8 protein-coding genes are annotated in these 13352 nt (G+C 37.1%); 6 read left to right on the forward strand and 2 right to left on the reverse strand.

The features are described 5' to 3' along the window. Positions 1-7: 7 nt before the first annotated feature. On the reverse strand, positions 8-2074 hold the full coding sequence (locus P2086_RS07040; protein ID WP_317899739.1) for a vWA domain-containing protein: 2067 nt from the start codon (positions 2072-2074) through the stop codon (positions 8-10). A 36-nt stretch (positions 2075-2110) separates the two neighbouring features. Continuing rightward, entirely contained in the window at positions 2111-2857 is a 747-nt protein-coding gene (fabG, locus tag P2086_RS07045; RefSeq protein WP_317899740.1) for a 3-oxoacyl-[acyl-carrier-protein] reductase, read from the reverse strand. A gap of 331 nt (positions 2858-3188) precedes the next feature. On the opposite strand from fabG, the gene P2086_RS07050 reads away from it, so the two are divergent. The 6 genes from P2086_RS07050 to panB all read left to right on the forward strand — a co-directional run bounded on the left by P2086_RS07050 (position 3189) and on the right by panB (position 13340). Then, positions 3189-6854 (forward strand): T9SS type B sorting domain-containing protein, encoded by a 3666-nt coding sequence (locus P2086_RS07050; protein WP_317899741.1) that lies wholly within the window; start codon positions 3189-3191, stop codon positions 6852-6854. Positions 6855-6978: 124 nt separating this feature from the next. After that, the gene (locus tag P2086_RS07055; RefSeq protein ID WP_317899742.1) at positions 6979-9693 is read left to right on the forward strand and encodes a T9SS type B sorting domain-containing protein; all 2715 of its coding nucleotides are present in this window, start codon (positions 6979-6981) and stop codon (positions 9691-9693) included. Between the two features lie 161 nt (positions 9694-9854). After that, complete coding sequence (sucC, locus tag P2086_RS07060) at positions 9855-11051, forward strand: ADP-forming succinate--CoA ligase subunit beta (RefSeq protein ID WP_317899743.1); 1197 nt, start codon at positions 9855-9857, stop codon at positions 11049-11051. Positions 11052-11069: 18 nt separating this feature from the next. Next, positions 11070-11960, forward strand: a complete 891-nt coding sequence (locus P2086_RS07065) for a hypothetical protein (protein WP_317899744.1) — start codon at positions 11070-11072, stop codon at positions 11958-11960. A 10-nt stretch (positions 11961-11970) separates the two neighbouring features. After that, entirely contained in the window at positions 11971-12447 is a 477-nt protein-coding gene (locus P2086_RS07070) for a hypothetical protein (RefSeq protein WP_317899745.1), read from the forward strand. A gap of 77 nt (positions 12448-12524) precedes the next feature. Then, positions 12525-13340 (forward strand): 3-methyl-2-oxobutanoate hydroxymethyltransferase, encoded by an 816-nt coding sequence (gene panB, locus P2086_RS07075; protein ID WP_317899746.1) that lies wholly within the window; start codon positions 12525-12527, stop codon positions 13338-13340. Positions 13341-13352 lie beyond the last annotated feature (12 nt).

Raw genomic sequence — 13352 nt, forward strand, 5'->3', positions numbered from 1 at the left:
TTTGAGGTTAAATGGACAAAAAACGCTTTCTAAAGAACCATTCTACTGAAAAAAGGCCCAAAATAATCCAAAAAAGCCATTTTAGGTCTATTAAGGAAGATGTTGAAATTTGAGTATAGGTTATTGGTTTAATGGTTTCACTCGTCAACAAATCGTTCTCCAGTTTTTGCAAATCTCTTGGGTAATAAAATTTTCCTGCTGTTCTATTTGATACCTGAAAAAGTAATTGGTGGTTAGCAACGGTATTAATTTTTTCTGAAATAACTTCTTTAACAGCAAACACACCTTGCTTTACAAAAAGTTCGTTATTGTTTTTTACACTTGCATCATAACGGTATTCGCCTGGAGGTAAAATACCTATATTCAATTTATAAGCATTTGTTGTTTTACTAAATGTGTAGTTAAATTTTTTGTTTTCGGAATTTGTGATTACCAGAGTAATGTCAGGCTCAGTGATAGATTCATAGCTTTTGTTGTATACTTCAGCACCAATTTCAATTTCCGTATTTTCATTAATAATTTTTGGCGCACTCACTCTAAAAAAACTTTTGTCGCTTTTAACCGATAGGTATTGAATCGTTTTACTGATGAGTTCATTAAATAAATTGTGATTGTTATGTTCTGCAAAATCCCTAAACTTCCATTTCCACAACCCATCGCCTATAAAAACAGCACTTTTCAATCCATTTAATTCTGTGAAAAACAATATGGGGTTTTCGGTATCAACGCTTCCTATTCTTTGATTTATAAGACTCTGTGAGCCATTTCCCAAACTATAATTACCAAAAAAGGTTTTAGTAGCAGGCAGATCATTCATAAATTTTTTCGTTTCAGTACTCACGGTAAATAGTCCGAATGTATTATTAAGAACCGGTTCTGAATCATTATACCTGTTTATTGAACCCGTGATTTTAATTCCCGGTAAATTTTCAGGTGATGCTGGATTAATGATCCAAAAGGGAATAAGATCGTTTTTACATTGATTCAACAATTGATTCTGTGAAGGCGAGTAACCTTGAAAAATCACCAAGCTGTATGGTTTGAGTGTTTTGCTGAAATTTTGTGTTAGGGCATATTCAATTTCATAATTCGTATTGTTCAGCATAACATCTTTTAGCGCAGCAATGTCAGGATGCGGATTTTCAGCGAGTAAAAGAATTTTTTCCTTATTATCAATCACTTCCATTACAAAACTTTGAGAATTATTCGCGATATTTTTTTCTCCCTCCAGTACTGATATTTTTGCTGAGTACTTTGTTACGCCAACTCCAGAGGCTGTTAAAGTATAGTTGCAAGAACTTAAAAAATTATCTGAAGTTATTTTAACCGAGTGTTTCCCTTTTTCTATGGAGCCTTGCATTAAGGTAACACTCACTTCTCTACCAATAAATTTCTTAGCATTTAAAACCACTTCTACAGGAAAATTATTTCCAGTGTAAGCAACCTGGTTGTGATTTATCTTTTGAATCAATACATCTCGAATTTCATTCGTGTCGCCAGTGGCAATTGTATAAATGGGATAACCTAATTTTTCTGCAGAATATAAGGGGTTGGCACCTTTGTTATAAATCCCATCACTTATTAAAATAAGAGCGCCAATATTTTGATTAGAATAATTGTTATCTACTTCTGAAATAAGATTTTCAATATCGGTTTCTTTTTCAGAATAGTTAGGTTTTTTAGTGGTAGTTTCAGCTTTGTTGCCAAATAGAAGTGTTTTTATTTCGTATTTCTCGCCAAGATTTGCTTTCAGTTTTTCTAGATTTGCTTGAAAAGAACTTTTTATAAAGCTGCTATCTGTGGATGAAATAATTGATGTAGAATTATCTATTGCCAGCAATACAATTGGGTTTTCGGTTTCGTTTTGTAAACGTTTAAAAAAAATAGATAATAGAAAAAGACAAATAAAAAATACTCCGGCAAATCGAAGTATTCCCATACCAATTAAAACATTTTTCGATACTTCAGTGTTTTTCTTATTTTTATAATATAGCCATAGTGCAAGACTGGCGCTTAAAACCAGACTAAGGAATGTAAAGTACCAAGGGCTATCAATTATAATTTTTGAGAACAAGGTCTAGAATTTTATGATCCAATTAGGACATTCGCATTAAGTCAACATTCCACCGCACACGCTAATACACTGTCCGGTAATGTATCCACTTAAATCGCTCGCTAAAAACAAAGCGAGGTTTGCAACATCTTCTGCGGAGCCGCCACGTTTAAGAGGAATACCATCGCGCCATTGCTGAACAACTTTTTCATCAAGTGCAGCCGTCATTTCAGTTTCAATAAATCCGGGAGCAATAGTATTGCTGCGAATGTTACGAGAACCTAATTCAAGAGCAATGGATTTGGTAAAACCAATGATACCTGCTTTCGATGCAGAGTAATTACTTTGACCTGCATTGCCTTTTACCCCAACTACAGAACTCATATTGATGATAGAACCTTTTTTTGCTTTGAGCATTGGACGTTGAACCGCCTTTACAAGATTAAAAACTGATTTTAAATTTGCATTCATTACATCGTCCCAATGTTGTTCGCTCATGCGCATTAAAAGAGTGTCACGGGTAATACCTGCATTATTAACTAGCACATCAATAGTTCCAAAATCATTTACAACACTTGTTGCAAGTTCTTCAGCCGCTTTAAAATCACCGGCATCACTTTTGTATCCCTTTGCCTTTATTCCAAAACTTTGTAGTTCTGTTTCAAGAGCCCGTGCTTTTTCATCTGAGCTTAGATAGGTGAAAGCCACATTGGCACCGTTTTTCGCAAAGGTTAAAGCAATGCCTTTACCAATTCCGCGCGTTGCTCCTGTAATAAGAGCTACTTTATCTTGTAGAAGTTGCATAAGTTAATGTGTTAAAATTCAAAGATAGCTTTAATTTTTTATTGACTCAAAATCAAATACAGAGGTTTAATAAAAAATCAAAACAAGGACTAAAATCGAAAATATTTTTAATGTAAATCTATTTGTACAAAAGAAGGACGTTAAAAATATAATTCTTTCTTTGGTATTTTTGTTAAATAGAATCTTTGTAAACCCTTTCAGGAAAAGGATTGTGAGATTTTATTTTTTAATCATTTGTTTATCGTTTAAGGTAATTTAATTTTTCGGCACACTATTTGATTACATGCAAAACGTAAACAGTTTTAAATTAATCTTACTTAAAACCCAAAAAATGAAAACCAATCTAAAAAAAATGATTGCTGTGCTGTTAGTCCTCATAGCCCTCGCAAGTAGCAGTGATGCTCAAATTGAAATAATGTCTTCTTATGTATTCCCACAAGATTCTGTAGCCGGATTTGATGAGCAATCAGCATCTCTGGAAGCCAGAGCAGAAAACTTCTACGGTTTAGAGTACAAAGTTTTTATTTACAGATCTAAGCGTGCTTTTATAAAGCAAAAGTACCAGCTTAAAATAACAAACCCTCGCACCCTATTTCAGAGTGTACCGTTTTCGCGACTTACTACGGTTAATGGCGGAGAATGTAACAATGAAGATTTTGAACTTGCAACATCGAATATTGTGGCGCCAAACTCCGTTCAAGGATGGAGTGTGCAGTCGGGTAATAGCAGTAATAGTTGCAACCCCCCAAATCTAAATGCAGTAAATCTTTATACAGTTTATTTTGGTACGATAAGTGACACCAGGATGCCTGGAACAATAAGTTCTTATTTTGATGCTTCTTCAAATACGACGCCATCAGGGAACGCATTTATTCGACTAAATAATGATCTTGCCGGTGCAAAGGCAGTGCGTTTAACTAAAACTTTTATTCCAACTGCCACTAGCGCACTGTTTCAATATGCTTACATTGCTGTGATCGAAGACGGATCTCATTCTTGCTGCACGCAAGCGGGATTTAATATTAAAATAACAGTTACGAATACGGTTACCAATACCTCAACTCTATTAGCATGTCCAAATATTTCTGTTGCGGTTCCAGGATCAGCGTGTTCTTTTTCGATTCCACCTGGCGGCCCGGTTTTTAGCCCATGTATTGGTGCTCAAGGCGCTGGTTGGTCATATTCGAATTGGACAAGCTCCGCGCTGGATCTTACTCAGTATATAAATAATTTAGTGCAATTGGATATCACTGTGGTTGATTGTTCAGCAGGTGGACATGGTGCCTATTTTTATTTCGATGCAAAATGTTCGTCAATGAGCATTACTGGAAATGGAACACCATTTCCAGCGGGAACTCCGAGTGTAACACTGCCGACTTGCGGAGCGACTGGCGCTACTATATGCGCAACTCCCGGACTAGGGCCCTACTCATGGGCTGGTCAAGGCGTGCCAAGCAATTATAGCACACCATCAATGACAAATCAGTGTTTCACTTCTTCGCTTTCCACAACCTATACTCTCTATATGAATCCTCCCGGATCCTGCGCACCAATAGCAAGGGTAATTAATACCACCATTACTCCAGCACCGCTTTTATTAGCAAATATTGTGCAAGCGACCTGCGGTGGATCTTTAGCGGTTATAACTTTAACACCTTCTGGATCTGCCGCTAATCCTTCAAGTATTGTTTGGTCACCAACACCTTTGAGTCTTAATAGCCAAACGACCGTTGGAACATACACTGTGCCAACTTTATCAAATACAGTGGTTGTATCTGTAACGGCAAAAGATCCTCTTGGATGCCTTGTAACTCAAACACTTGGGGTATTGCCTGCTGCGCCGGATCCTACATTTGCAATTGTAAATACAACGGGTTCCCAAAGTATTACTTGTACAAATCCATCAATTAATCTTGATGCTCAAACGTCCTACACGTACGGGACATTAAATTATTTTTGGGCTAGTAACAGCGCAACTTTTGCTTCTAATCCAATTACGATCAATACTTCTGCAACCTATACCTGCGTTATAAAGGATCCAGTAACTAATTGCAATGTTACGCATACTGTTTTTATCGGATTAAATACTGTTGCACCATTATCTACAATTAGCCCAACAATGCAAAATATTAATTGCAGCTTTCCAACACCTGTTACCGTAACTGCAACGGCAACTCCAAGTATTAATGTTACGCACAACATTTTGAGCCCATACGGTGGCACTGTTTCTGCCGCTTCACATACCATGATTTATGTTCCATCTTGTGGCGTTTACACTTACGTTATTGTAAACGACGTAAATGGATGCTCAAGCACACGGCAATTTTCGGTTGCTTGTTCACAAGGTTTCCCAACTTTTAGTGTAACCAGTCCGCAGAATTTCACGTTAGGGTGCACTTCAACCTCTTGTGCTATTTTATCAATCGAACAGGGAAATACCGACCCAAGTGGCGGTGCTGTTTCATATACCGTTTTAAATCCTGGAAGCAGCTCAGTAACGGCCCCCGGCCCTTTAAGCGGATCTAATCTCTATACAGTTTGTGCACCGGGTACTTATATTGTTATTACAAAAGACAATTCAACCGGTTGTGAAACACGCGTTCCGGTTTCTGTATTACAAAATACGTTTACGCCAAATCTTAATGCAATAGTAGATAGGCAAATTCTGGATTGTGATCACCCAAACGTAACCCTCAGGGGAACAAGCACTACAAATGGCGTAGGTTATCTTTGGAATTTTGTAGGCAATCCGAATAGTCAGCAAGGTGATACGATTTTTGTTTCAAAAAATTCAGGGGCACTAACAAACACTGTGGTAAATACGTTTACTTTAACAATAACGAATATGCATAGTACATGCAAAAGCACGTCTGTTATTCCAATTTATCAGAATTTGTTCCCACCAAAGGCAATGGTTACGATTGGGCAAAAATATCTCACTTGTTTAACAACTAGTGTTGTCCTGACCAATCAAAGTAGTTCTTCCATACCACCTCTGAGCGGTTTAAGCTACTCGTATCCCGTAGTATCTTCTTGGCAAGGACCGTCGCCCCAGGTTCCTAAAATAAATGCTTCAACATATACTGCGGCTGTTGCCGGAATATATACAATGACTGCAAAAGATCTGAACAATGGTTGTACCTCTTTTACAACTTTAGCCTTGTTAGATAACAGAAGTTACCCTATCCTAAATAATCCGATATCTCCACCAACAACAAGCGTTGATTGTGGAGATATTCAAACCCCCCTTTACCCTTTTATTACAGGTGAAGCTAGTGCAACAGTAGGACTGACTTATCAGTGGTTAACGCCTCCCGGAACCACTATTGGTGGATTAAATTCTTTAACGCTTAGTGTAAAAGATGCAGGGGAATATTCAATTATCGTAACCAACACGGTAAATGGTTGTGTTAGTAGAACTAACATGGAAGTACTTAATGGCAAACTTGTTGCAGATTTTGAACCGGATCAGATTACTGGTTTTGCTCCCCTAAAGGTTAATTTTGAAAACAACTCATTCTCGAGTAATCCGATAACTGGAAAAACAAAAATTAATTCAGTTTGGAATTTCGGGAATGGAACGTCTAAAACTTATACCTCTGTTGAATCTGCTTCAACGGTTTTTAATCAACCTGGCTCATACACCGTTACTTTGTACGTTACTAAAGGAACCTGTTTGGATAACAAACAAAAGGTTGTTGTTGTAGATATTGCATCGAGTTTAAAAACTCCGAATGTATTTACGCCTAATGGAGACGGAGTAAACGACCTTTTCTTTTTAAAAGCTACCAATTTGATCGAAATCAATATTCACATTTTTGATCGCTGGGGAATTTTAGTATACGAAGTCGTAAGTGATAAAGGAAATGTTGTTTGGGATGGAAAAAATATGCTTGGAAAAGACGCTGCTGAAGGAACATATTTTTATACCTTAAAGGCTACAGGAAAAGACTCTCAGGAGTTTAATGAAAACGGGACTATAAATTTGTTTCGGTAGACTCCTTTAAAAATAGGCAGATAGCTTTAAAAATTAAATCCGGCCTATTTTGGCTGGATTTTTTATTATATTAGCAAATTTTAGCAAGGTATTTGTATATTTGTAAATTGATACATTTAAAATTATGAGAAAATTATTAGCGTTCGTTTTTGTTTTTGTGAGCTTATATTCTGAATTCCAAGCTCAATCTATTTGTGGTGGTTCTTCTTATACCATTGTTCCAACAACCACAATAACCGGCACCCCAAGTTATACGCTTAATCCTGGAAATTTTTCCCCTAATGGAAATGGTAATTTTGTTGTTTCACCTGGTAGTACTACATCATATACATTACTTTCATCTTCTGGCTCTGCTACGGCTTCCTCTGTAATAACTGTGACTGTGAACCCTCAGCCTAGTAGCAATCCTTCTTTCACTCAAGCAACATGTACCAATAGCTTTAACGCTGTCAACTTAGGATTAACCTTCAGTCCGGCAACGCCACCTCCAGCTTACACACTTTCGTGGACACCAATTCCGGCGAATTTAAGCTCTCCTCAACAATTTACAACAACAAATCTAACTCCTGGTCCATATTCTGTTGTGGTTACGGCAGGTTCATGTAGTTTGGTAATTGATTTTACTATAAACCCACAACCGGCTCCTGCAATCTATTCGGTGATACCTTTTGGTGGGATTTATTCAATTACTTGTGTTCAACAAACACTTGAACTTATTGCAAATAACCCTAACAATACTTACACTTGGACAGGCGCATCATTTCTGCCAGTGCAAAGCGAGTCCATTTCACTAAATGCTACTCATTTGGGTACACTATCTGTAATTGGCCAAAACACTGTTTCTGGTTGCACAAAAACATATACCTTTTTACTTGCTCAGAATATTTCTAACCCAACCGCATCACTTTCTACAAACCTCATTAATATTACGTGTTTACAAGCGTCTGCACCTACGCTGACAGCAATAGCTACACCCTCGATAAACGTGACGCACAAAATTTATTCGCCTCAGGGTGGGACTTTTTCTGCTACCTCGTATACTACTATTTATTCGCCAGGTGGTCCTGGTACGTATACACATGTTATTGTAGACGATGCAAATGGTTGTTCTTCTCAAAGAACGTTTACAGTTGCAACGAATGACAATTACCCAACATTTTCTGTTTCGAGTCTCAATAACTTCACTTTAGGTTGTAATACAAAGAGTGTAATTACTATAGATATTGTTGGTGCAGCTACAACGCCTACAGCTGGTGGTCCAGTTTCGTATTCATTTGTTCTACCTGGAGGAACAGTAACTGTGCCAACAGGAACTACTCCATTAAGTGGTACGAGTTCTAATACAAATGTTTCCACTCCAGGTACTTGGACATTGATTGTTAAGGACAATACAAATTTTTGCGAAACACAAACTCAGGTTTCGGTTTTATTAAAGAATACCCCACCTAATATTGGGGCAATTGTACCTAATCAAATTTTAGACTGTAATGTTAGAAAAGTAATTGTAGAAGGGGTTAGTGAAACCCAGGGCGTTGGGTACTTATGGAATTTTGTGCCTCCTCCAGGTTCACCAAATTCAATCGCATCCAACACTATCTCGGTATTAATCAATACGGTTGCTCCAACTACTACTTTGATTAACACATACACACTAACAATTACTGATATTAACAATACGTGTAAGAGTACATCACTTATACCAATGTATCAAAACACCTTTCCACCAACAGCTTCTATTACTAGTGGCGGTAGTAACTCAAGCTCTTTAACGTGTCTAACTCCAACAATTGTTTTAACTAATCAAAGTAAAACAAGTATTCCTGCTAATTCAGTTTTCACAACAAACAGCCTGGTGATTGGATATGTTTGGGAAGGGCCAAGTCCGCAAGAGCCTTTACAATTGAGCTCTACTTATACTGCTGGTACGGTTGGTATGTATACTTTAACAGCAAAGGATTTAAATAATGGATGTATTGCAAGTGGGACATATAGTGTAATCGATAACCGTCGTTACCCTGAAGTAGATGCTCCACCGGCAGTTAAAAAAGACTACACAATTGATTGCGGGTCTAATTTTACTACATTAGCACCTACTATCTTGCCAGGCTCAGGGCTTACTTATAGCTGGTCAGGTGCGGGCGTGGTTGGTAATAATGATAAAAAAACTTTTGACGTTACTGCTCCAGGAAACTACAGCGTTGTTGTTACAAATACGATTAACGGTTGTGTTACTAAAGAAGTTTATAAAGCTATCACTGGATCTTTAACAGCTGTTCTTGGGTCTGATGTTGAAAGTGGTTACGCGCCACTTACCGTAAATTTTAGCAATAAATCTTACTCAAGTCTTGATAGTTCTAATGTATTTGGACTATGGTCTTATGGAAATGGCAGTATTTCTGGAATTACAACAGGTACTGTATTTGTACCTGGACCTATTTCTGCGACAGTCGCGTCAAGTGCTAAGTACACTCAAGCAGGTACTTATACAGTGGTTATGTTTGCTAAAAAGGGTGCTTGTATAGATACTGCATATAAAGTGATCAAAGTTGAACTTCCTTCCTCACTTGTGATTCCGAATGTGTTTACGCCTAATGGCGACGGTATTAATGATTTATTTTTCTTGAAAGCAACCAATCTTTCAAGTGTTGATATGACTATAGTTGATCGTTGGGGTCGCATTGTTTACGAATTAGTAAGTGAGAGTGGAAATATTGAATGGGACGGGAAAAATGCAGAAGGTAATGATGCCGCTGAAGGAGTGTACTTCTATGTAATTAAAACTACAGGTAAAGATGGTGTAACGAATGACAAAAAGGGTACAATAAATTTATATAGATAATATTGCAAAATCATACTAAAAACCCGGTTTTATTACCGGGTTTTTTTGTGCTGCTTTTTCCCAATTCCAAATAAAACCTTACATTTGAACCACTTAATTAATTAAATAATTCCGAAATAGTTCGGAAGGGTTATTATGATTAAAAACGATAATTTCTATTTATGAATATACACGAGTATCAGGGAAAAAGTATCTTAAAAAGTTTTGGCGTAGCTATTCAGGAAGGAATTGTTGCAGAAACACCAGAGCAGGCTGTTGATGCAGCAAAAGAATTAAAGGTAAAATACAATAGTGACTGGGTTGTTGTTAAAGCTCAAATACATGCTGGGGGTAGAGGTAAAGGCGGTGGCGTAAAGCTTGCAAAAAATTTAGATGAGGTAAAAGAAAAAGCATCAAATATCTTAGGAATGCACTTAATTACCCCTCAAACAAGTGCTACAGGGAAGTTGGTTAGCAAGGTTTTGATTACGCAAGACGTTTATTATCCTGGTGCTTCACCTACGAAAGAATTTTATATGAGCGTGTTACTTGATCGTTCTAAGGGGCGTAACACCATAATTTACAGCACAGAGGGAGGCATGGATATTGAACATGTTGCTGAACATACTCCTGAAAAAATATGGAAAGAAGAAATTGATCCGAGAGTAGGGTTGCAAGCCTTTCAAGCTCGTAAAATTGCGTTTAACTTAGGTTTAAGTGGTAATGCTTTTAAGGAAATGGTAAAGTTTGTAACATCACTTTATAAGGCCTATGAAAGCATTGATGCTTCTTTGTTCGAAATTAATCCGGTGTTAAAAACGAGTGATGATAAAATTATCGCCGTTGATAGTAAAGTTTCGTTTGACGATAACGGCTTATTCCGTCATCCTGATTATGAAAAAATGCGAGATATTACCGAAGAAGATCCAATTGACGTAGAGGCCAGGAACGCAGAATTAAACTACGTAAAATTAGACGGAAATGTTGGATGTATGGTAAATGGTGCCGGTCTTGCTATGGCAACTATGGATATTATCAAATTAAGTGGTGGCGAACCAGCGAATTTCTTAGATGTTGGCGGAACAGCTAACGCAGAGAGGGTTGAAAAGGCATTTCGTATCATCTTAAAAGATAAAAACGTAAAAGCTATTCTTGTGAATATTTTTGGCGGAATAGTTCGTTGCGACCGTGTTGCTCAGGGAATTGTAGATGCATATAAAAACATGGGTACAATTCATGTTCCAATTATTGTACGTTTACAAGGAACAAATGCTGAGCTAGCAAAGAAATTAATTGATGAATCAGGGTTAAAAGTGTATTCTGCCATTGAGTTTCATGAAGCAGCTGACTTAGTAAATAAATTATTAAAAGCTAACTAAAAACTATATCTTTAAAAAATGAATAAATTAACGCTATTATTTTTGTCTGCATTTACCGCCTTCTCACTAAGCAGTTGTGGCGGTGGAGAAAAAACTGATGACAACGATTCAGTTGATTCTACCGGAGTTGAAGAACCAAAAACAGGACCTGTTTCTGAAACGTTCTTTCAAGTACCCTCACCAGGGGAAATGCTCACTTTTATTAAAATGGTTGGTGGAAAAACAAACAAAGATGTTTCTTTTTTGAACCCACCTTCAAATGAAAAAAATTACACAGATGCTAAGTTAAAAGCTTTAAATTTTGGTATTTATAGCTGTGATCTTAGTTATTGCTCAATTTTTGAAATAGGATCTGAGTCCCTAAAATATTTTAAGACCGTAAAGGTTATGGGTGATCAAATTGGTGTTTCAACTGCTATCAAACCTGAAGTTTTAAAGAGATTGGAAAGTAATATTGGTTCGCCTGATTCATTAGCTGTAATTACAGACGACGTTTATTTTTCTTCTTTCGAGGCTCTTGAGGATAGCCGACAAGGGCCAACCCTAGCACTTGTTGTGGCAGGTGGTTGGCTTGAGAGTATTTATATTGCAGTTAATCTTGCTAAATACAAAGCGGATAGTCCCGTTATTGAGCGGTTAGCAGATCAAAAATACACTTTAGAGAACCTAATTGAGTTTCTTAAAAAACATGAAGCAGATCCTAATGTTATGAGTGTTAAGGGAGATTTTGAAGGATTACTTGCTGAGTTCAATAAAATTGGGGAACAAGACGCTAAACCTTTAAAAGGCCATAGTGACAATGCTGCAACATTAGGTGGTGGCAAACAGCTTGTTATTTCTGAAGCAGTATATAACGATATCATTGGTAAAATTAAATCCATTCGTAACTCTTACACTTTAACTAAATAATAGTAAAATCATGAAATACTTTTTATCATTTATATTAGTGACTGCGTTAAGCACTTCTCTATTTTCACAAACAGCAGTTTGCGGTCAGTTCCACAGAAAATTTTGCGTCTTTGATGATGCAAAGGGCGGAAGCTGGCAGTACAACGCACAAAGCAAAAGTGGTTTGTTTAACCAAGGTATGGTTTCAAAATTGCGTTGCGTGATTTATAAAGGCATGGATTATAGAATCTCCGTTTGTTGCGAAACAATTTTAGGGGAAAAGGTTAACTATAAAATTTTTGATGGTCGCACAAATGAAATGTTATTTGATAACAAAGCAGCTGAAGATGTTCAGGTGTTTGAATTTCAAAGTGTGAGTACCCGTCAGTTGGTTATAGAAGTTGTGGTGCCACAAGGTGCCACTGAAAAAGACAAACACAAATCGGCAGATGCTGCATGTGTTGGTTTATTAATAGAGCATAAAATAACCGACAAACAGGGATTCTAAGCTATACCTAACTCATTTATGACCCAACCCTTTACGGGTTGGGTTTTTTATTTAATTTTGTTTCAAAATCACAAACAATGTCGGTTCATAGGGAAATAAAAAAAGTAACAACAAACGTGTTGCTTGAAATGAAAAAACGGGGTGAGAAAATCGCTATGCTAACAGCCTATGACTATACAATGGCAAAAATTATCGACAGCGCCGGCATTGACGTTATTTTAGTTGGAGATAGTGCCAGTAATGTGATGGCTGGTCATGAAACAACGTTACCTATTACTTTGGATCAAATGATCTATCATGCAAGCAGCGTGGTAAGAGCCACTAAACGTTCGCTGGTAATTGTTGATCTTCCGTTTGGATCGTATCAAGCTAATTCAAAAGAAGCTTTAAGTTCTGCAATAAAAATAATGAAAGAGAGTGGTGCGCATGGCGTTAAACTTGAGGGTGGAAAAGAAGTAAAAGAAAGTATTGAAAGAATTTTAACTGCAGGCATTCCTGTGATGGGACATCTAGGATTGACACCACAAAGTATTTATAAATTTGGCACGTATACTGTCAGAGCTAAAGAAGAAGAAGAAGCAGAACGCCTAATGGAAGATGCAAAGCTTTTAGAACAATACGGTTGTTTTGCTTTGGTACTCGAGAAAATTCCAGCATCTTTAGCGCAAAAAGTATCCGAAAGTATATCTATTCCGGTGATAGGAATTGGTGCTGGTGGTGGTGTTGACGGACAAGTGCTAGTAACGCACGATATGTTAGGAATGAACCACGAGTTTAGTCCGCGTTTTTTACGTCGTTATTTGAATCTTTACGAAAGTATGGGTAATGCCTTTGAGCAATACATCATTGATGTTAAAAGCAGAGACTTCCCTAGTGATAAAGAACAGTATTAACAAAAAAGGCTA

The organism is Aurantibacillus circumpalustris, from assembly GCF_029625215.1.
In the GTDB taxonomy this organism is placed as follows: Bacteria; Bacteroidota; Bacteroidia; order B-17B0; family Aurantibacillaceae; genus Aurantibacillus; species Aurantibacillus circumpalustris.